This is a genomic window from Moellerella wisconsensis (assembly GCF_022592395.1).
Classification (GTDB): domain Bacteria; phylum Pseudomonadota; class Gammaproteobacteria; order Enterobacterales; family Enterobacteriaceae; genus Moellerella; species Moellerella wisconsensis.
The window spans coordinates 1999955-2019524 of the sequence record NZ_CP093242.1; the positions used below are offsets into that span (position 1 = coordinate 1999955).

The 19570-nt window shown below is 41.5% G+C and carries 19 protein-coding genes; 7 read left to right on the forward strand and 12 right to left on the reverse strand.

The genetic code is table 11. The features are described 5' to 3' along the window. The first annotated feature begins 38 nt into the window (after positions 1-38). Positions 39-230 carry a YpfN family protein gene (locus tag MNY66_RS08870; RefSeq protein ID WP_241500700.1) on the forward strand — a complete coding sequence of 64 codons (192 nt, stop codon included), beginning with the start codon at positions 39-41 and terminating at the stop codon, positions 228-230. Here MNY66_RS08870 and MNY66_RS08875 read toward each other — a convergent pair. The 6 genes from MNY66_RS08875 to dapA form a co-directional block, all read right to left on the reverse strand. Continuing rightward, positions 211-2334 carry a tRNA(Met) cytidine acetyltransferase TmcA gene (locus MNY66_RS08875; RefSeq protein WP_241500701.1) on the reverse strand — a complete coding sequence of 708 codons (2124 nt, stop codon included), beginning with the start codon at positions 2332-2334 and terminating at the stop codon, positions 211-213. The two genes, MNY66_RS08870 and MNY66_RS08875, sit on opposite strands and share 20 nt — an antisense overlap. 40 nt (positions 2335-2374) lie before the next feature. Continuing rightward, on the reverse strand, positions 2375-2827 hold the full coding sequence (locus tag MNY66_RS08880; protein WP_047257072.1) for a DUF441 domain-containing protein: 453 nt from the start codon (positions 2825-2827) through the stop codon (positions 2375-2377). 99 nt (positions 2828-2926) lie between these two features. Then, positions 2927-3832 carry a KPN_02809 family neutral zinc metallopeptidase gene (gene ypfJ, locus MNY66_RS08885; protein WP_241500702.1) on the reverse strand — a complete coding sequence of 302 codons (906 nt, stop codon included), beginning with the start codon at positions 3830-3832 and terminating at the stop codon, positions 2927-2929. Positions 3833-4040: 208 nt separating this feature from the next. After that, positions 4041-4754 (reverse strand): phosphoribosylaminoimidazolesuccinocarboxamide synthase, encoded by a 714-nt coding sequence (gene purC / locus MNY66_RS08890; RefSeq protein WP_047257070.1) that lies wholly within the window; start codon positions 4752-4754, stop codon positions 4041-4043. A 639-nt stretch (positions 4755-5393) separates the two neighbouring features. Beyond that, the gene (gene bamC / locus MNY66_RS08895) at positions 5394-6443 is read right to left on the reverse strand and encodes an outer membrane protein assembly factor BamC (protein ID WP_047257069.1); all 1050 of its coding nucleotides are present in this window, start codon (positions 6441-6443) and stop codon (positions 5394-5396) included. A 16-nt stretch (positions 6444-6459) separates the two neighbouring features. Next, the gene (gene dapA / locus MNY66_RS08900) at positions 6460-7335 is read right to left on the reverse strand and encodes a 4-hydroxy-tetrahydrodipicolinate synthase (protein WP_231637046.1); all 876 of its coding nucleotides are present in this window, start codon (positions 7333-7335) and stop codon (positions 6460-6462) included. 553 nt (positions 7336-7888) lie between these two features. Between dapA and MNY66_RS08905 the strand changes: the two genes are divergently transcribed. Together MNY66_RS08905 and bcp are read left to right on the forward strand one after the other, a co-directional pair. Continuing rightward, the gene (locus MNY66_RS08905; RefSeq protein ID WP_231637044.1) at positions 7889-8476 is read left to right on the forward strand and encodes a glycine cleavage system transcriptional repressor; all 588 of its coding nucleotides are present in this window, start codon (positions 7889-7891) and stop codon (positions 8474-8476) included. 14 nt (positions 8477-8490) lie between these two features. Next, the gene (gene bcp, locus MNY66_RS08910; protein WP_047257067.1) at positions 8491-8961 is read left to right on the forward strand and encodes a thioredoxin-dependent thiol peroxidase; all 471 of its coding nucleotides are present in this window, start codon (positions 8491-8493) and stop codon (positions 8959-8961) included. Positions 8962-9069: 108 nt separating this feature from the next. Here the strand turns inward: bcp and MNY66_RS08915 are convergent, their stop codons facing one another. The 3 genes from MNY66_RS08915 to MNY66_RS08925 form a co-directional block, all read right to left on the reverse strand. Continuing rightward, positions 9070-9657, reverse strand: a complete 588-nt coding sequence (locus MNY66_RS08915; RefSeq protein ID WP_047257066.1) for a DedA family protein — start codon at positions 9655-9657, stop codon at positions 9070-9072. A gap of 80 nt (positions 9658-9737) precedes the next feature. Beyond that, the gene (locus MNY66_RS08920) at positions 9738-10415 is read right to left on the reverse strand and encodes a DUF1345 domain-containing protein (protein WP_047257065.1); all 678 of its coding nucleotides are present in this window, start codon (positions 10413-10415) and stop codon (positions 9738-9740) included. Between the two features lie 172 nt (positions 10416-10587). Continuing rightward, positions 10588-11664, reverse strand: a complete 1077-nt coding sequence (locus tag MNY66_RS08925; RefSeq protein ID WP_047257064.1) for an AI-2E family transporter — start codon at positions 11662-11664, stop codon at positions 10588-10590. Between the two features lie 208 nt (positions 11665-11872). Between MNY66_RS08925 and bepA the strand changes: the two genes are divergently transcribed. Further along, positions 11873-13339: a beta-barrel assembly-enhancing protease gene (gene bepA, locus MNY66_RS08930; protein ID WP_053908210.1), complete on the forward strand. Its 1467-nt coding sequence runs from the start codon at positions 11873-11875 to the stop codon at positions 13337-13339. 15 nt (positions 13340-13354) lie between these two features. After that, entirely contained in the window at positions 13355-13711 is a 357-nt protein-coding gene (gene arsC / locus MNY66_RS08935) for an arsenate reductase (glutaredoxin) (protein WP_241500703.1), read from the forward strand. Between the two features lie 277 nt (positions 13712-13988). Here arsC and hda read toward each other — a convergent pair whose 3' ends face one another. The 3 genes from hda to upp all read right to left on the reverse strand — a co-directional run bounded on the left by hda (position 13989) and on the right by upp (position 17147). Continuing rightward, positions 13989-14714 carry a DnaA inactivator Hda gene (hda, locus tag MNY66_RS08940; RefSeq protein ID WP_197076019.1) on the reverse strand — a complete coding sequence of 242 codons (726 nt, stop codon included), beginning with the start codon at positions 14712-14714 and terminating at the stop codon, positions 13989-13991. Positions 14715-14891: 177 nt separating this feature from the next. Continuing rightward, a complete protein-coding gene (gene uraA / locus MNY66_RS08945; RefSeq protein WP_047257060.1) occupies positions 14892-16196 on the reverse strand; it encodes a uracil permease in 1305 nt (434 codons plus the stop codon). A gap of 324 nt (positions 16197-16520) precedes the next feature. After that, complete coding sequence (gene upp / locus MNY66_RS08950) at positions 16521-17147, reverse strand: uracil phosphoribosyltransferase (protein ID WP_047257059.1); 627 nt, start codon at positions 17145-17147, stop codon at positions 16521-16523. A gap of 234 nt (positions 17148-17381) precedes the next feature. Between upp and purM the strand changes: the two genes are divergently transcribed. Both purM and purN read left to right on the forward strand, forming a co-directional pair. Beyond that, a complete protein-coding gene (gene purM, locus MNY66_RS08955) occupies positions 17382-18422 on the forward strand; it encodes a phosphoribosylformylglycinamidine cyclo-ligase (protein WP_047257058.1) in 1041 nt (346 codons plus the stop codon). Next, a complete protein-coding gene (purN, locus tag MNY66_RS08960; protein ID WP_241500704.1) occupies positions 18422-19063 on the forward strand; it encodes a phosphoribosylglycinamide formyltransferase in 642 nt (213 codons plus the stop codon). Before purM ends, purN begins: the two co-directional genes overlap by 1 nt. The last annotated feature ends 507 nt before the right edge of the window (positions 19064-19570 follow it).

The window sequence follows — 19570 nt, forward strand, 5'->3', positions numbered from 1 at the left end:
TCTTTGTTAAAAAAATCATAAAATATAGGTGCTAAATTATGCATTGGCTCGCTGATTACTGGTGGGTGATCCTGCTGCTGCTCGTCGGTATTATCTGGAATTCAATTAAAGATATGATGCGCTTAGATCATAAAAAATATCTGGATAATAAACCTGAAATTCCGCCTCACCGCGATAACAATCATCAATGGGATGATGATGATGACTGGCCTAACGATAAAAAGTCGTGATTAGCTCGCGCCAATAGTTCATTCTCTGTGGCTGTTGTTGCTCTAATGCGGCCGCTAACTCGGCTCTTGCCTGCGTTAGTCCTTGCTTTTGTCCCGCGATTTTAAGCTGTTGGCAAATAACTGGTAATGACAGATGCTGTTCACAATAAAGACGCAATATCGGTAATTCGCCGTTAGTTGTAGCTAAAAAACGGCAAATTGCGAAGTAACTGGCGGCCAGTGAACGATGGGTATAGGCGAATCCTGCTAATTCTTGCCAATCTTCATCAATCAATCGCTGATCATACTCTGATTGTTTATATTCTGATTGTTCGTATTCTGACTGCTCATTAACGTTCTGATCATTGCCTGTAATCAGGCCTAATTGTTGCCTATCTTTGCGCCAATAAACATCCCGTTGCAACATATATTCAGCCCGCTGAAAACATTGCCGTGCTGAGGCAGATAATGGAAAGATCATCATCGCCACAAAACAACCACTACTGGCTTCTTTATGGCTGCCTAAACGAACCAGTCGATAACCGGCTCGCCGCCAAAAATGATACAGTTCGGGAGTAAAGCCAAAACTAACCGATAAATAATCTAATTGTTGGCATGCCGACTGTTTAGCCAGTTGATTCAACAATGCCAACCCTATACCTTGACGCCGATAGAGAATATCGACCGCAATACGGCTGATTCGCCGTGAACGCAGCTGGCTCGCGAGTGGAAAATAACTGTGTGCGGCTAAAGATTGTGCCACCAGATTACCGCGAGGCCGGCGTAATCCAGCCCATATTTGCCAACTTAACATGGAGGATAAATTACCTTCATCGACCGCCCACAATGCGCCAATAATCTGTTGTTGGCGCTTTGATGCCATAAAAAACATATTTTTCGCATCTAATAATCGACGTAAATCAAGCGGCGATGTTCGATAGTGCGCACTGGTCAATAAGCCATAAAATCCTTCCAGTAACGGAGGAGAATCGATAAATTGACGCTGAGTAATTGACTGTATCTGGTCGGGGACATCGATAGTGCAGCAATCAGGCTGTTTTTCATCCAGCAATAATGCTTTATTCAACCAACGTTCTAACGGATCATTCGGCGCCCAACGGATCGGTGCAGTGAGCGTCAAAGCCTGAAAATCAGTCAGTGAGGCACATAATTTAAGCAAAAAACCGCGACCGGTACCTTCATAACCTTCGACTGTCGTAATTAATAAACAGCGAGGAAAATAAGCGGTTAGCTGTTTAAGCTGAGCTCCTGGAATAGCCGCCGCCTCATCAATAATCAGCCAGTCAGCCTCGATTTCCCCCCCAGCCAAACAATAGGCGAGTAAACTATCGACCGACCAAAATCGCGGGGCTTTGTGAGTAAATTGATTCATTACCGACGTTGTGATCTTTGCTGGAGCACAGCACCAGCAACTGCCTGGCCACTGTTCAATCAACATGCCGGCCAGTGCCGATTTTCCTCGGCCTCGCGCCGCAATTATCCCCCAAGTACCGCGCTCTGCCGCCAGCAAAGTTGATAATATCTGTTGCTGCTGAAGCGTTGCTTGCCCTTGCGGCGCACACCAAGGTACTGCCGGTGTCAAGGTGGGTAAGATATACGGCTGATTTTCACGCCAAATCAAAACATCAGGATCATTACATAAGCTTTGCTGTAGATGCGCGACAAAATGAGGCGTGGCAATCATACCGTGAGCTTCATTCCAGCGTAAACTGTCGCTATCCGGCTGCAATGGCCAAGCATCCCATTCGGGTATGCATAAAATCAAAACACTGCCAGCTTTTAATGTACCGGCCAAAATAGCCAGCGATTCAGCATAACAGCCTGACTGAGCATCAAAAATGCCATGTAGAAATTCACGACCTAATAATACCGTGGCTTTAGACGGCAGTGTTGCCCCTGCTAAGTGTGGAGACAGCGTTATCCAATCCCCATTCAGCGCACTGGTTATCTCATTTAACTGCCGCTCTATCCATTCGGATTGACCGCTCAACACTATTAATTGCCGCTGCCCGTAAATCAACCGCTGCTGATGCAGCTTGAGTAATGGCTCAGCTATACTTTCAGTTATGCTTTCAGTCATGCTTTCAGTCATGCTTTCAACCATTTTTTGTCATCACGATTTGCTGTTTTTTAAGTCCTATCAATTAAGTTTTACCAATTAATAAGGACAGAATACCGGCAGCAATCAAGGGACCGACGGGTACCCCACGAAACAGTGCAACACCAATTATCGTGCCAACTAATAACCCAGCTACTGTCGAAGGCTGATTAAACATGAGAGATACGCCGCGGCTTCCGAGCCAAGAAACTAAAATCCCAATCACAATAGCCAGCAATGATTTCCAATTTAAAAAACTGCCTAGCACATCTTGTGCTGAAATTTTCCCGCTGGCAATCGGTGCCATCACGCCTATCGTTAGTACTAAAATCCCAATCGTTAGCCCATATTTTTCAATCCATGGAAAATAGTTGTTTAATGGCGTAATACGTACGACTAGCAGAAATAACATAGCTAATGTCACAGTACTGTTATGGCTAATAATGCCCAGCCCAGCCAGCACCAGCAGGATAATAAGTGTCGGATCGACTTGGCCCATACTTTTGATCCCCTACGGATAAATAACAACATAAAGAAGGTCGCAACCATTAATGCTGCGACCGGTAATCAATAAAATTAACTTATAAAACAAAAACTTTTACTGAGCAGCAAATGTGTTGCAACGGTTAATATCCCCACTATCAAAACCCGTTTTAAACCACGTATAGCGTTGCTGCGATGTACCATGTGTGAAGCTGTCGGGGATAACTCGCCCCTGACTCTGCTGCTGTAAACGGTCATCACCTATCGCTTTAGCGGCATTAAGTGCAGATTCTAAATCGCCTGGGTCAAGGATCCCTTCTTGTGCCATAGCATGCCCCCAAACACCGGCAAAACAATCCGCCTGCAGTTCTAATTTTACTGACAAGCGATTAGCCTCAGCTCGGCTAGCGCCTTGTTGTTTCTGGCGAACTTGACGTTCTATGCCTAATAACGATTGCACGTGATGACCTATTTCATGCGCCACGACATAACCTTGAGCAAATTCACCGTCTGCTCCTAACTTGGTACGCATATCGTCATAAAACGATAGATCAATATACACTTTATGATCGGCAGGACAATAAAATGGCCCCATCACTGACTGTCCTTGACCACAAGCTGTGCCCGTTGAACCACGATACATGACCAATGTTGGCTGCTGATAACGCTTGCCCATTTTTTCAAACTGTTGCTGCCAAACATCTTCAGTTGATGCCAAAACCACCGAGGTAAATTCTGCTAGTTGTTGATCTTGTTTACTCACCGGTTGGTACTGCGTCGCTGTCGGTTTATTTTGATTAATATTAATCGGCTCACCAGTGACTAATCCACTGAGATCGACACCAAATATTCCTGCCACCACAATGACAACAATAATAATCAATCCTGTTTTGCCTCTTAATGGAATACGGATCCCTCGGCCGCCGCCCAGAGAACCATTACCTCCCGAGCCATTACTGCCCGAACTGTCGCCTCTTCTATCTTCGATATTGTCGCTTCGGCGACGATTTTGCCAACGCATAGTGACCTCAGTCCCTCAGGTAGGGATAATTATACAGAGTGAGCTTTGCCTGAATTATAGCGAAAAATTAGCTTCGGTTTGAGAATATTACCGTTATTCATCAATCAAAACATAGTAATGATTAATAATTGGGCTATTGAGAGGGCTTAAATACAAAAAACCCGCCTCTAGGGCAGGTTCTTTAGCGTAGTTAGGGGGGCAACATTAATTAGTCTAACTCAACACCAATGCGGCGAGCGACTTCTTCATAAGCTTCAATAAGCCCACCGAGGCTTTGACGGAAACGATCTTTATCCATCTTATCTAATGTTTCTGTATCCCATAAACGGCTACCGTCCGGAGAAAACTCATCCCCTAATACTACTTTTCCTTGATACAAGCCAAATTCCAGTTTGAAATCAACTAAGATAAGACCCGCATCATTAAAAATTTTGCTCAAGACATCATTAGCTAAATAGCTTAAACGTTTCATTTCTGCTAAATGCTGTTTACTTACCCAGCCAAAAGTTTCACAGTAAGACTCATTCACCATTGGGTCATGTTTTGCATCGTCTTTTAAGAACAGATCAAAAATAGGTGGATTCAGAATAAGTCCTTCTTCGACGCCTAAGCGTTTGACTAATGAACCCGCAGCTCGGTTACGAATAACACATTCGACCGGGACCATATCGAGCTTTTTCACTAAAGCGTCAGTGTCTGAAAGTAACGCTTCCATTTGTGTTGGGATGCCCGCTTGTTCCAGTTTGGTCATAATGAAATGGTTAAACTTATTATTAACCATCCCCTTACGATCAAATTGTTCAATACGCTCACCATCCAGCGCTGATGTATCATTGCGGAACTCTAGAATTAGCAGATTAGGATCCTCTGTGGTATAGACTGTTTTCGCCTTTCCACGATACAGCTCAGCTTTCTTTTGCATCTTACACACTCCAGCGATGTGATCATTTGAAAATAAAACCGTCATATTTCATTCTATAGATGGATGAAATACTCCGACTCTATCAAGGTTTGTCCGCGCAGTTTAACTGCCAAAATAGATAACAAACGGCGTGTTGGTGATACACACTCTATCTATCAGTTTATGCCGTTTATTATCGACTTTGTTTACCGCTAATCGCTTAAAAATCAACTTGTTCGCTAAAAATAAACAATAACCTTTGCAATACCCGTAACCCATTGAAAATAAATATTTTTAATCTTGCCATTAACTATGATAATAAAATTATCTCGCCTACGCAAACGATTACTTAAACATTATAAGATATTTTTCAATCGTGACATTATGCAATTAAGAAAAAATTAAATTGTAAGATATCGAAGTGATAATATAACAAAAAATAACCTGCGAAACTTGCAACAAGCGCTACAGGATTGATTAAATCTTAAAAATATACAAAGTATCGGCTATGATATTTCTGCCATAGCGATAATTATTCCTCCCCGAAGCCAACAAAAAAGGAGAGCTTAAGCTCTCCTTTTATTTATTCGCCATCAGACAATATTGCCTCAAACAATATGGCATCAAACAATCGCACAATAAATCGTCTTCTAAAACAACTTATTTGATGTTCGTGGTGCTAAATGCAGCTTTTAATGCGGCGACCAAATCATCATTTTGCTTTTGAGTTAACGGTACGCCTTTACTGTTAATAAATTGCAGGCTACTACGGTTATTTAAATCACCAACTTGCAATTTATAATCCCCTTCTGGAACCGTTGGATCGTCAATACCGAAGGTTTGCCATTCAGAGCTACTGAGTCCTTTATAAGTAACATTAACGGCCCCAGTTGAACGGCTACGATCGCCCACTTTCATACCGATGCTTTCCAATACTACCGGTAAACGATCCCAAACAACATCAAACGGAGCTCGAGCGATAACTTGCGGTAATCCACTACTATCACTGCCACTTTGGACATCAATAATACCAAAAGTATTACCTAACTTATCTTGTTTAGAGGTATCACGCAGAATATATAGACTATCAACAATTTCGTTTAATAACAGCTTGTTATAACGTTGGATCTCAACCGGATCAGTGATATTTTGCTCACCCTGTTTGATGCCTTCATTGGTGATAGTCAGAATAATTTGATATCCCTGTGGCGCGATAACTAAACGATGACGTGTTTGTAATGGTACATCTTCATCGGCGCGATCCCACACCACCCAGTCAGTCACAACGGTTTGGGTCGGATCATTTTTTTCTGCAACTTTAATCCCTTTCTGAGCTAAGATCAGGTTCAATTGAGACCAAAGTGCGCTGTTTTCAGGTGTATTTTCTAGCAACAAACGGCTTGCATCCGCGCTATTTTCTGTTTTCGAGCCGCTTAATAAGCTAATGGTTTGAACCGGTGGACGAATATCTAATGCTTTACCTACTGCACCTGTCGAAGTGACCGGTGGAATATCATATTCGCCGTTCTGTAAAGGTAAACTCATTCCCTGTGGGACAACCAATGCTTTCAGTGGCGCAGCATCCAGATAATTTTCGTCACCACTTACCTGACGTTTATAGCGCTGATCGCTGGAACAGGCTGCCAGTAACACGACAAGTGACAGACCAGCAACCTTCATAACCTTCGATTTTTGCAATAATGTTGCCATTAAAATTCCCTAAATTTTACAGTAATCCAGCTAACCTCAGGGCTTCTTCAACCTTGTGCTGGCCCGACGCAGTCAGTGGGATCATTGGCAGCCGTAGCGAATCATCCGCTATCAGACCCAGACGTCGACAGCCCCATTTAGCTGGCGTTGGATTCGGTTCAACAAATAACTGATGATGTAACCCCATCAGGCGTTTATTCAACTCTCGCGCCTCAGTATATTTGCCTGCTAAGGCTAAGTCACACATTTTTACCATTTCAGCAGCGGCGACATTCGAGGTTACCGAAATAACACCTTTTCCGCCGAGCTGGATAAAATCTAATGTCGATGCATCATCACCACTGAGCAAAATGAAATCTTCATCAACCAGCTCTTTGATTTGACTAACACGACTTAAGTTCCCTGTAGCTTCTTTAATTGACACAATATTCGCCAATTTTGCCAATCGGCCCACAGTTTCTGGCAATAAGTCACTGCCAGTACGCGCAGGAACATTATACAGAATTTGAGGTAAATCGGTATTTTCAGCAATAGCTTTAAAATGCTGATACATCCCTTCTTGTGACGGTCTATTATAATAAGGTGCAACCGTCAGACAAGCAACAACGCCTGTATTTTCAAACTGTTTAGTTAGCGAAATTGCTTCGGCAGTTGCATTAGCGCCAGTTCCCGCAATAATCGGGATGCGTCCATCAGCATATTCCAGCGTGGCCAGTACCACTTCAGCATGCTCATCATGGCTCAGTGTGGCTGATTCTCCCGTTGTACCAACAGAAATAATCGCTGAGGTGCCACTCGCGACATGATAATCGACTAACGCTTTTAGACTTTTTTTGTCCAGTTTTCCCGCTGCATCCATGGGTGTAATCAACGCAACCATACTGCCCTGCATAAATTGTTTGTAGTTTTTCTGTCCGCTAGCCATTCGCCATTCCCCCAAAAAGTTGAACTCTCATGTTACTTTCTCGGCAGAAAGAATAAAACCATTCTAACGCATGATTTTAATGAATTTTGTTAATAGCTGAATCTTTAACTTAAACAGAAGTAATAATTCCCTCAAATTCGGGCAATTAGGTTCAGTTTTTCAAGTTAATTTATCTGGCAAGCTAGATATCGGCATAAAGTTCAATCTCATTCTTTATTATCAATTTCTAGATTACTAGGGTTCTCGTGCTATCGTATTGATGCGGCTTTGAATCACCACCAAGGCTTAGCGATGAATAAAAACCGTAATGAGCTTTACTTGGCACCACTGCAATTTTATGATCCCCTTAGAGAACGTCGATTCTATTTTTATTTTGCATCGACTATTTTAAGGTAGATGCTTAAACGCTATATTTAGCAATAAGCTATTCTAGCGTTTAGCTCAAATAAGTTTAAGATAAGCAAAAGTAACTGATAATTAGATAAAAACAGATACGCGAACAAACACTAAGGAAATTATTTTGCCACAACCCGCTTTGCCACCATCAGCATCGTCACAGTCCGAACAGCAGTATCTGGTGATTACCGCATTAGGAAAAGATCGTTCAGGAATAGTGAATACTATCACCCGACTGGTCAGTGAATGTGACTGTAATATAGAAGATAGCCGCTTAGCGATGTTTGGAGAAGAATTTACTTTTATTATGATGTTGTCAGGTAAATGGAATTCAATCACTATGCTCGAATCCATTTTGCCGTTAAAAGGTGCAGAGCTCGATTTGTTGATCGTGATGAAACGTACCCGCTGTATCGAGACCACCTACTATCCATCAACCGCGGTCGTTAAAGTTGTGGTAAATGATGCACCTGGTATAGTCGAGCAATTTACTAATTTATTTACTACCCAGCAGTGTAATATTGCTGAGCTAATGTCTAAAACTCACCTAGTGGACGACGGATTGCCACCTCAGCTTGAAGTACAAATTACCGCCCATAATCCTATGGATGATAATGGCGGAGTAATAACCCATAAATTTGAGCAGCTGTGTACAACACTGCATGCTCAAGGCAGCATAAATATTATTCATAATCCAAAAATGCAGAATTAACGGAGATCTATGCAATGAGTCCATTGAAAGCCGGCGATAAGGCTCCTCAATTTAGCCTTCCTGACCAAGATGGCGAAATCATCAATCTTTCTGATTATGTAGGGCAACGTGTTTTAGTCTATTTTTACCCGAAGGCGATGACGCCAGGCTGTACTGTTCAGGCATGTGGTCTGCGTGATGAAATGGATACACTAAAACAACAAGGCGTTGATGTTCTTGGGATCAGCACCGATAAACCAGAAAAATTGGCTCGTTTCGTTGAAAAAGAGATGTTGAATTTCACCCTACTTTCCGATGAAGATCACCATGTTTGTGAGCAGTTCGGTATTTGGGGAGAGAAAAAATTCATGGGCAAAACCTATGATGGCATTCACCGCATTAGCTTTTTAATTGATGCGAATGGCAACATTGAACATGTTTTTGATAAATTTAAAACCAGCGATCATCATCAAATCGTCTTGGATTATCTCAACTCTAACGCCTGATTATATTCTTGCCGCTGACTCTAACTTCAGCGGCAATTTCCTCGGCCCCTTCAAAATTAGCTATTCCGCCCCTACACGAGAAACACACAACCAATAATCCAAGACTTTTTAGTCGTTATCGCTTGATTGAGGTTTTTCACGCCATTTCTTATGCCAAAATTTACGCGCCATCAAAATTGCCAACAAAATAATGACTAGTCCGACTAACCAAACAACAGGAGACTTAAACGGCAGCCATATCAGTACTGAGCTGGCCATATAACCCAAAGTAACAATTATGCCACTCCATAAAATTCCGCCTAATATATTGAATCCGAAAAATTTTAATGGATTAATTTTAGCGCTACCGATAATAATAGGTCCGATAGTGCGTAATCCATAAGCAAAACGAATACCGATAATTAACCCAATTTGATGCCGAGTGATTTTTTGCTGTACCCAAGTAATTTTATCCTGATGCCGAGGTAAGCGGGCTAAAATTTTAGGGCCAAAGAAATAACCGATCGTAAATAACAGGCTATCACTGGTTATTCCACCTAGCGCCGCAAACAATAAAACCCACGGATAATATAGCCACTGATTATGTGCTGCCACGCCAGAAATAAAAGCCGCAGCCTCGCCTTCCAGCATGGTGCCAAAAAAGGTCGCCCAATAACCGTATTCGGCAATTTGTTCAGTTAAATGTTCTGTGAGCATCGGATCTTCAACAAGATTATGGGTTGCATAAAAATAAAAATCAGCTTATTTAATTTAATCGTTTTATACCAAATAGCGGACTAAAATAAGCTGGCGCAAATATTAATCGACAAGCCTAAAATTGCCATATTAAAGATAAACGATAATACTGATTGCAATAATACCGCTTTTCTCATCATTGAAGAGCCAACACACACATCTGCAGTTTGACTAGCAACGGCAATAGTAAAAGAAAAATACATAAAATCTGAATACATCGGCTCGTTAGGTTTATCCGGAAAAATTAACCACGGTTGATTATCTTCATGCCGGCCATAATAAAGATGGGCGTAATGCATAGTAAAACCCATAGGGATTAATAACCAAGATGAAATTAATGTCGATGCAGTTAATAAATAAGAAAAAATTCTATCGTAGCCTTTTAAGTTAGCACTGCCACTCAACTCGACAAACAGCACCAGCATTGAGATACAACACCCTGCTAATAGAAAGAAAATCACCATTTTGGCACTTTCATCTTCCCGTCGAGTCACTTTGCGGATATCGATTTTTTTACGAATAATAGTTTTTTCAAGCAAACAGGCTAAATAGAGCCATGCAAATACATTCCAACTCAACATTAAGCCGGTTTGTACTGGATAATAAGACAGCAATATAAAAAAGGTGATTATCGCCGCGCCCAAAGAAAGCAATAATCGCGGTCGGCTGTGAAAATAATGATGGGCAATATGGGTAAATCGGGTATACAAACGAAACATAATCGATCCCTATAAATAAAGAGTAAACACCGCTAGATATCACTGCGCTTATTTTATTCTGGGGATTTCACCGACGCAGAATAAGCATTGACCCTGTTAAGGGTTATCCTGTTTAAAGTATCCTCACCGCGCATGGGTGAGGATCTCGAACGTTATTCTTACTCAAGCACTATTATTTGACATCTGCTGAGCTGTCTTCAATTACATCCTCAGGCCACGCGTGGATCACCGCTTTAACTAAAGTGGCCAGTGGGATAGCGAAAAACACGCCCCAAAAACCCCAGAATCCACCAAAAATAATCACCGACAAAATAATCACCAACGGATGTAAATTAACCGCTTCAGAGAATAAAACTGGGACTAATAAATTGCCATCTAACCCTTGAACCACTAAGTAAGCAATAATTAGGGTCCAAAAATCGCTGCCTAATCCCCATTGGAATAATCCCACAATAACCACAGGAATAGTGACAGCCACAGCACCAATGTATGGAATTAAGACCGAAAAACCAACTAACACCGATAATAAAACGGAATAACGCAGCCCCAAAAAGGCAAAAACAGCGTAGGTACAAACACCCACAATCACCATTTCTGTCACTTTACCGCGTAGATAATTGGTAATTTGTTGGTTCATTTCTTGCCAAACTTCAGTAACTAGCATTCTGTTACGCGGTAACACTTTTTGTACACCAGCAAAAATGCGCTGTTTGTCTTTTAATAAAAAAAACATCATCAGCGGTACTAACACAATATAAATAGAAAGTGTAAAAATACCAATGAGTGAGGCGACTGAAAATTTAACCACTGATTCCGCCACTGAAGATAATTTACTGCGCAAGTTATCCGCCATCATATCTATAATACCCGCATCGACTAATGCAGGATAACGTTCAGGTAATGTTTTGGCATATTGGTTAAAATCATTCACCATAGTCGGTAAATCAGAGATCAAATTAATTGCCTGTTGCCAAGCCGTAGGTGCAATGATGAAAAAAACCATGGCACTAATTCCAGCAAACACGGTCAAAATGATACATACGGCTAATACCCTAGAACAACCTAACCTCTCAAGCAAATGAGTTGGCCATTCGAGAAGGTAAGCTAGAACAATCGCCACTAATAATGGGGCTAAAATTCCACTAAAAAAGAATATAATACAAAATCCAATAACTAAGCTGGTAAATAATGCAACCGCTTGTGGATCTGAGAAACGTCGTCGATACCATTGAACAAGCATATCAAGCATAGCAATGACTCCTTGGGGACCAGGGATAAGCCAATAATCGATTTAATTTAATGAAATTATACTGATCCACAGATTTTACGATAGCTTTTGCTATCATATAGCTCAATTAATTCAAAATATGCAAAAATAGCCAGCATATCGGCCATTTGATAAATGACAAGTAATGGGAATTTTGCTCATTCATCGCTGTAAGGGGCGTATCTATTTCATGAAAAACACACTGAAAAACCCTATTTTGGCTGTATTAATTGCAACACTCACTTTTGGACCTTGGGCTACGGCCTACAGTTCCGTCGAAGATACCCTGCCTGATATGGGAACGACCGCCGCGGGCACTCTAACCATTGACCAAGAAATTTTATTGGGGGATGCGTTTACTCGGCAAATCAGAGCCAGTACACCACTCATTTATGATCCTCTGCTGCTGCAATATATTAATAACTTAGGGCATAAGTTAGTTAAAAATGCAGATTCAGTAAAAACACCGTTTAAATTTTATTTAGTTAATAATCAGAATATTAACGCCTATGCTTACTTCGGTGGTAACGTGGTACTGCATTCCGCACTATTTCGTTATAGCCAAAATGAAAGCCAATTGGCTTCCGTCTTGGCGCATGAAATATCTCACGTTACTCAGCGGCACTTAGCCCGTATGCTTGAAGATCAGAAAAGCAATACTCCATTAGCCATTGCCGGCACTATTGGTTCATTATTATTGGTGATGGCGAATCCACAAGCCGGGTTTGCCGCCTTGACCAGCACTATGGCGGGGGTTCAACAAGGTCGTATTAGCTTTACTCAAGGCAATGAGCAAGAAGCCGATCGTATCGGTCTACAAACGTTACGTCGCTCAGGATTTGATCCCCATGCTATGGCAGATTTTATGCAGGTAATGTCTGACCAAACACGCTATATGTCAAAACCCCCAGAAATTTTACTCACTCACCCATTACCTGATAGCCGGCTCGCCGATGCCCGTAATCGTTCAAGCCAATTTCCCAAAGTCACCGTGCCGTCATCATTTGATTTTATGCTAGCCCGTGTCCGTATTTTGGCGATGTATGGTGTGGATCAAAAAGCCATCTTAGAGCAAATTTTATCTAACTACAGTAAAGGTAGCGAGCAAGAAAAAATGGCCGCAGATTATGGTCGAGCGCTGTGGCTATCTTCACAAGAAAAAAAATATACCGAGTCGAATAAAATTATAGCGGAATTACTGGCGAAACAACCTAATAATCCGTGGTTTATCGATGCTATGACCGATTTGGATATTGAACAAAATCGTGCGGCTAAAGCCGTTGCTCGTTTGGAAAAGGCACGTATAAACTCTGCAAAAGATCCGGTTTTACAGATTAACCTGGCCAATGCGTATATTCGCAATAAACAATATGCCGATGCTTCAAAACTTTTGTATAAATATACTTTTGATTACCCAAGCGACCCCAATGGCTGGGATTTACTGGCCGAGGCCTCCGCGAAGCAAGGTAAGCGCAATGAAGAATTGGCGGCTTACGCGGAAGACATGGTATTACGAGGTAATTTTGATGGGGCAATTAACTACTTGAGCGATGCCAGCAGAATGACAAAACTAGGGAGTTATGAGCAAATACGTTATGACGCTCGAATTGACGAAATCCGTCAGCTCCAATTGCGAGAAAGTAAAATCAAACTTTAAAAGGTCTCTAATATTATGAGCACAGCCGTCACTTTTTATCATAATCCACGCTGTTCAAAAAGCCGTGAAACCTTGGCATTAGTCGAATCGATGGGGATAAAACCACAGGTTATTGAATATCTAAACACACCGCCTAGCGTAGCCGAATTAGCCCAATTATTGTCAGCTTTAGGCTTTGAGGATGCACGCCAATTAATACGTACCAAAGATGAATTGTATCAACAATTGGGATTAGCTAATCCCGAGTTAAGCCAAGTGCAATTGTTGCAGGCTGTGCACGAAAATCCAAAATTAATTGAGCGCCCAATTGTGGTCGCCGGTAATAAAGCGCGTTTAGGTCGCCCACCGGAGCAAGTTAAAGAGATTTTATAGCCTTAAGCGACGAATGAAATGCCTTTAAATACTAGGTGATTAAATCGTGGACGCTAAATTCTAGGCCATCGGGTTAAATAATAGCGACTAACATTCAAAAGCTGAAGAATAAGCGTTAAAAAATAGCTCAGTCAACAAGTTCACTAATTTGGCGGCAGTTTATTTTAGCTGCCACTATTTTTATGATTTTAACCAGCAATTTGCATAACCAGCTAATAGTGGATCAGCAGGACTAAAATCAATAATGCTAACCGAGTTACCCATAAGAGAGCTTGATTTATAGCTTCAGAATATCTTTAACAAATGGAATTGTCAGTTTTCGTTGAGCCACAATAGACGCATGATCAAGTTCGTTCAAAATATCAAATAGTGTACCCATTTTGCGATCTAAGCGTTTTAATACAAAGCGGCAAACATCTTCGGTAAGCTCAAAGCCTCGCATGCGCGCTCTGAGTTGTAATGCTTGAATTTTCTCTTCGTCACTTAATGGGTGCAGTTTATAAATCAGCCCCCAATCAAGACGAGACGCTAAATCAGGCAGTTTTAATTCAATTTGCCGAGGCGGCCTATCCCCCGTGATCAACAAACATGTGCGACCTATCTCTAAAATGCGATTATATAAATTAAAAATCGCCATTTCCCACTCTTCATCACCGGCGATACATTGAATATTATCAAGACAAACCAATGATAAGTGTTCCATTCCGTCTAATACATCCGGCACAAAATATGCTCGTTTATCCAGTGGCACATAGCCAACGGCCTCGCCTTTATCAGATAATTCTGCACAGGCAGCATGTAAAAGATGGCTCTTTCCGCCGCCTTCACGGGACCAAAAATAGAGATAACTGCCATGTGGTTGATGAATTGCGAGCTTAATCGCCGCCAGCAATGAGGGATTATTCCCCGCATAAAAACTAGCAAACGTTTCATCATCCGGCAGATATAAAGGTAATGAGAGCTGCGATGGTGTATTCAGGATAGCCTCTGGCTTAACGAACAAATTTTCGCGGAACAGTTTAACATAAAATCGCAGGTTAAATGAACCTGATATACATTGTTTCTAAGCAATGTTTATAAGCAATGTTTCTAGACAATATTTTTAGTAATAGTTATCAACAATGTTGGCCGACACGATAATACCAAAGGCCGGCCAACTGGAACTAACTGTAAGCCTAGATTATTGCTTTATCGAGCGCTTTGTTTCAACTTCGTCTAATTGCTCAGTAATAAAATGTTTTTCTGGACGAACAAACGTAATAAAACGGAATAACAGCGCCATAAAAATACCAACGATAGTGGCTAATGCCATGCCTTTCAGTTCTGCTTGACCGATATGAATAACCGCACCGCTGACACCGATTATTAAAATCACCGACGTTAAAATTAGATTTTGTGGCTTATTATAATCCACTTTTGAGTCAATTAGCACACGAATGCCTGATGCACCAATTACGCCGTAAAGCAGCAAAGAAACACCGCCCATCACGGGGGTTGGAACGAGTTGAATCGCCACAGATAATTTACCAACACATGACAGTAAAATTGCCAGTATAGCTGCGCCACCAATAACCCAAGTGCTGTAAACCTTAGTTATTGCCATTACACCGATATTCTCACCATAAGTGGTGTTTGGTGTCGAACCAAAGAAACCAGAAATGATCGTCGAAAAACCATTCGCAAACATAGAACGGTGTAAACCGGGATCTTTTAGTAAATCACGCTCGACAATATTTGCCGTCACCACTAAATGCCCTACGTGCTCCGCGATAACCACTAATGCCGCAGGTAAAATAGTTAAAATCGCAAACCATTCAAAACGTGGTGTATAAAATTCAGGAACCGCAAACCATGGCGCATCGACAATAGGCGTCAAGTCCACAATCCCCATGAAATAGGATAAGGCATATCCAACCAAGAAACCGATAAGAATAGGAATAATTGATAAAAATCCACGGAACACTACCGCGCAAAGAATAGTTACACTCAGCGTAGTAATTGAAATAATTAAGGTTGATGGATCTACAGGAGTATCGCCTTGAGGCAATAATCCCGACATACTGGCTGCGGTTTGTGCCAGCTCTAGCCCAATGACCGCCACAATGGCACCCATGGCAGCGGGAGGAAACATCACATTAATCCAGCCTCTGCCCGCGACTTTAACAATTAAAGCCACGACACAAAAGAGTACCCCACAAATAATGAAGCCGCCAAGTGCTAGCTCATAACCTAAAGGTAATAAAATTAATACCGGAGAAATAAACGCAAAACTAGAGCCTAAATAAGCAGGAATTTTACCTTTACAAATAAACAGATAAATTAATGTCCCGACGCCATTAAATAATAAGATCGTGGCTGGATTAACGCCGAACAAAATAGGAACAATTACCGTTGCGCCGAACATAGCAAATAAATGCTGTAGGCTAAGTGGAATAGTTTGTAATAGTGGCGGTCTTTCTTCAACTCCGATAGTACGGCGAGTCATTTGTTGCATCCCCTAGATGATATACTTTTAGATATTATGGTTAAAATTACGGGTTAAAATTACGCAGTTAATTACAGCTAACGCATTTACAACATAACTGGCTATATAGCCTAATAATTGCAGACGATTAAAACCGTGCTTAATAGCGCATACGGAACGCATATTCGCTATTAAGTTAACTTTAATTCGCCCGGCCTCTGAATATCAAATATCAGTCACTGTTTGTGAGCCCTCTAAAACCAAGCTGAACTCGCGACACGGTAACAACACTTGTTATTCCAAGTATTTTTATTTAAAAAAAAGCCGACTATTCGTCGGCTGATCTTATTTAGTACCAAATATTTTATCGCCCGCATCCCCGAGCCCTGGAACAATGTAGCCATGTTCATTAAGGTACTCATCGACAGAGGCAGTATAGAGTTCGATATCTGGATGGGCTTTTTCTAATGCCGCGATACCTTCTGGTGCAGCGACTAAGACTAAGACTTTAATCGATTTACAACCGGCTTTTTTCAGCAAATCGATAGTCGCTATAACTGAGCCACCAGTCGCCAACATCGGATCGACAACCAGCGCCATACGTTCTTCAATATTTGACGCTAATTTGTGGAAATAAGGAACTGGCTCGAGAGTTTCTTCATCTCGATATACACCAACAACACTAATACGCGCACTTGGAATGCTATCCAGAACACCATCCATCATGCCTAAGCCAGCACGTAAGATTGGAACAACGGTAATTTTCTTTCCTTTGATTTGTTCAATCTCAACTGGGCCACACCACCCTTCGATTGTTACTGTTTCAGTTTCAAGATCGGCAGTTGCTTCGTATGTCAGGAGACTCCCTACCTCTGACGCTAATTCGCGGAAACGCTTGGTGCTAATATCGTGATCGCGCATCAGGCCGAGTTTATGTTTTACCAACGGGTGTTTCGCCTCAACAACTTTCATACTTTTCTCCTACTATTTTTGGTGGTCGGCGGGCAAAAAAATCGCGAGATTATAACTCTTTTTTGGGATAGTTCCACTAGTATCTGGTTGATACTGATCAAAACATTTCCGAATAATGTTGTTTTAATCTTAGATTATTTCCCGCAGAAAGCTATCGCAAACGTTTGCTTAGCCTGTTAGAATTAATCTCATTATTGCTTCTTTGTTTAAAACGTAATTGCCTTGGGGGCTGTTGTGACTGATAAAACCTCTCTTAGCTATAAAGATGCCGGTGTCGATATCGATGCAGGTAATGCACTTGTTGAACGTATCAAAGGCGTTGTAAAAGAGACGCGTCGTCCTGAAGTTATGGGGGGTCTAGGTGGTTTTGGTGCACTTTGTTCTCTGCCACAAAAATATCGCGAGCCGGTATTAGTCTCAGGTACTGACGGTGTTGGCACCAAATTACGTTTAGCCATGGACTTAAAACGCCATGACACCATCGGAATTGATTTAGTGGCAATGTGCGTTAACGATTTAATCGTTCAAGGTGCTGAGCCACTGTTTTTCCTCGATTATTACGCAACTGGTAAATTATCGGTCGATACTGCGGCCAGCGTAATTACAGGGATCGCCGAAGGCTGTAAACAATCGGGGTGTGCATTAGTCGGCGGTGAAACCGCAGAAATGCCAGGCATGTATCATGGTGAAGATTACGACGTCGCCGGTTTTTGTGTCGGTGTTGTTGAACGCTCAGAAATTATTGATGGCAGTAAAGTACAAGCTGGTGATGCCCTAATCGCTCTCGCCTCTAGTGGTCCTCACTCCAATGGCTATTCATTGATACGTAAAATTTTAGAAGTGAGCCAAACTGATCCTGAAGCTACCGAGCTTGAAGGCAAAAGTTTAGCTGACCATCTTCTCGAGCCAACTCGCATTTATGTCAAAAATATTTTAACTTTGATTGAGAAAAGTGATATTCATGCTATTGCACATTTAACCGGCGGTGGTTTTTGGGAAAATATTCCGCGTGTATTGCCGGAAAATACCCAAGCACAAATTGATGCGAACAGTTGGCAATGGCCAGCGGTATTCCGTTGGCTACAAAAGGCCGGCGATGTTAGTACCCATGAAATGTATCGTACCTTTAACTGTGGTGTGGGGATGATAATCGCCCTTCCACCAGCAGAAGTTGCTCCAGCGCTCAATTTATTAACTGAATTAGGCGAAACCGCATGGCAAATTGGTAAAATAGCTGCATTACCAGCAAACGCAGAACAGGTTATTATTGGCTAATGAAAAAAATAGTGGTGTTGATTTCGGGAAGTGGCACAAATCTACAAGCGATTATTGATGCCTGCCAAGCAGGTAAGATAAACGCCGAAATTTGTGCAGTATACAGCAATAAAAGCGATGCATTGGGATTAACTCGGGCACAAGAGGCAGGGATCCCTGCCTTTGCAATTCAACCGGAGAATTACACCACTCGCGAAGACTATGACCATGCGCTACAGCAAGCAATAGATAGCCATGATGCTGATTTACTGGTACTTGCCGGTTATATGAGAATTTTACCTGCCGATTTTGTACACCACTATCGCGGTAAAATAATCAATATCCACCCGTCATTGCTGCCTAAATATCCGGGGTTACATACCCACCGTAAAGCGATGGAAAATGGCGACCGAGAACATGGGACTTCTGTCCACTTTGTCACCGAGCAGTTAGATGGCGGACCGGTTATTTTACAAGCCAAAGTACCTATTTTTGCCAACGATCATGAAAACGATGTAGTTGAACGAATTAAAACCCAAGAACATGATATTTATCCGGTTGTAATTGATTGGTTTATTTCAGGTCGATTACAAATGGTGGGAAATAACGCGCAATTGGACGGTAAAATCCTACCCGAACAAGGGTATGCTAGTGATGACTAGACCACTAAACTGCAATTTATCGGCTCAATTTTAATACTGGAAAACCAGATAATCTGGTGATTTATATTTTCATTTATGAATATTGTTTAAGTCCTATTCATTATTTGAACCCTGTTTATCTGGTTTTTTATTTGTTGTGCCCCATGGGGTCACTTCAATATCTATTATTTTATTTCAATGAGTTACTTCAATCGCTATCATCACCGTTATTCGACTAATCCCTCGCTAACTCGACTCATCGACAACAGAGATAAAATTTTTAACTTAATTATTGCTGAATTATTCATCAATCGGTGTCTGTCGATTTGAGGTTGGCTTATTTTCTATTAAATAAGTGATATCCTATAAGAAACCAATTAATAAGATTAACAATGAACAGAAAGTAATAATCTTATTGATTGTAACAGTGATATTTAGAGTCAGTATTTTTTAATATCACCCTATTATTGGTTATACTCAACGCTAAGCTGCTTATTTATTAGCGTAGCGTATAGCTAATACCCTTAA

What these genes read in the sequence shown, in the direction of transcription:
- arsC (WP_241500703.1), top strand. Translation starts at nt 13,355, where the DNA reads ATGAGCACAGCCGTCACTTTTTATCATAATCCACGCTGTTCAAAAAGC.
- uraA (WP_047257060.1), bottom strand. Translation starts at nt 16,196, where the DNA reads ATGACTCGCCGTACTATCGGAGTTGAAGAAAGACCGCCACTATTACAA.
- MNY66_RS08915 (WP_047257066.1), bottom strand. Translation starts at nt 9,657, where the DNA reads ATGCTCACAGAACATTTAACTGAACAAATTGCCGAATACGGTTATTGG.
- upp (WP_047257059.1), bottom strand. Translation starts at nt 17,147, where the DNA reads ATGAAAGTTGTTGAGGCGAAACACCCGTTGGTAAAACATAAACTCGGC.
- MNY66_RS08920 (WP_047257065.1), bottom strand. Translation starts at nt 10,415, where the DNA reads ATGTTTCGTTTGTATACCCGATTTACCCATATTGCCCATCATTATTTT.
- bepA (WP_053908210.1), top strand. Translation starts at nt 11,873, where the DNA reads ATGAAAAACACACTGAAAAACCCTATTTTGGCTGTATTAATTGCAACA.
- purC (WP_047257070.1), bottom strand. Translation starts at nt 4,754, where the DNA reads ATGCAAAAGAAAGCTGAGCTGTATCGTGGAAAGGCGAAAACAGTCTAT.
- bcp (WP_047257067.1), top strand. Translation starts at nt 8,491, where the DNA reads ATGAGTCCATTGAAAGCCGGCGATAAGGCTCCTCAATTTAGCCTTCCT.
- MNY66_RS08870 (WP_241500700.1), top strand. Translation starts at nt 39, where the DNA reads ATGCATTGGCTCGCTGATTACTGGTGGGTGATCCTGCTGCTGCTCGTC.
- MNY66_RS08880 (WP_047257072.1), bottom strand. Translation starts at nt 2,827, where the DNA reads ATGGGCCAAGTCGATCCGACACTTATTATCCTGCTGGTGCTGGCTGGG.
- MNY66_RS08925 (WP_047257064.1), bottom strand. Translation starts at nt 11,664, where the DNA reads ATGCTTGATATGCTTGTTCAATGGTATCGACGACGTTTCTCAGATCCA.
- bamC (WP_047257069.1), bottom strand. Translation starts at nt 6,443, where the DNA reads ATGGCAACATTATTGCAAAAATCGAAGGTTATGAAGGTTGCTGGTCTG.
- dapA (WP_231637046.1), bottom strand. Translation starts at nt 7,335, where the DNA reads ATGCAGGGCAGTATGGTTGCGTTGATTACACCCATGGATGCAGCGGGA.
- ypfJ (WP_241500702.1), bottom strand. Translation starts at nt 3,832, where the DNA reads ATGCGTTGGCAAAATCGTCGCCGAAGCGACAATATCGAAGATAGAAGA.
- MNY66_RS08875 (WP_241500701.1), bottom strand. Translation starts at nt 2,334, where the DNA reads ATGGTTGAAAGCATGACTGAAAGCATGACTGAAAGCATAACTGAAAGT.
- purN (WP_241500704.1), top strand. Translation starts at nt 18,422, where the DNA reads ATGAAAAAAATAGTGGTGTTGATTTCGGGAAGTGGCACAAATCTACAA.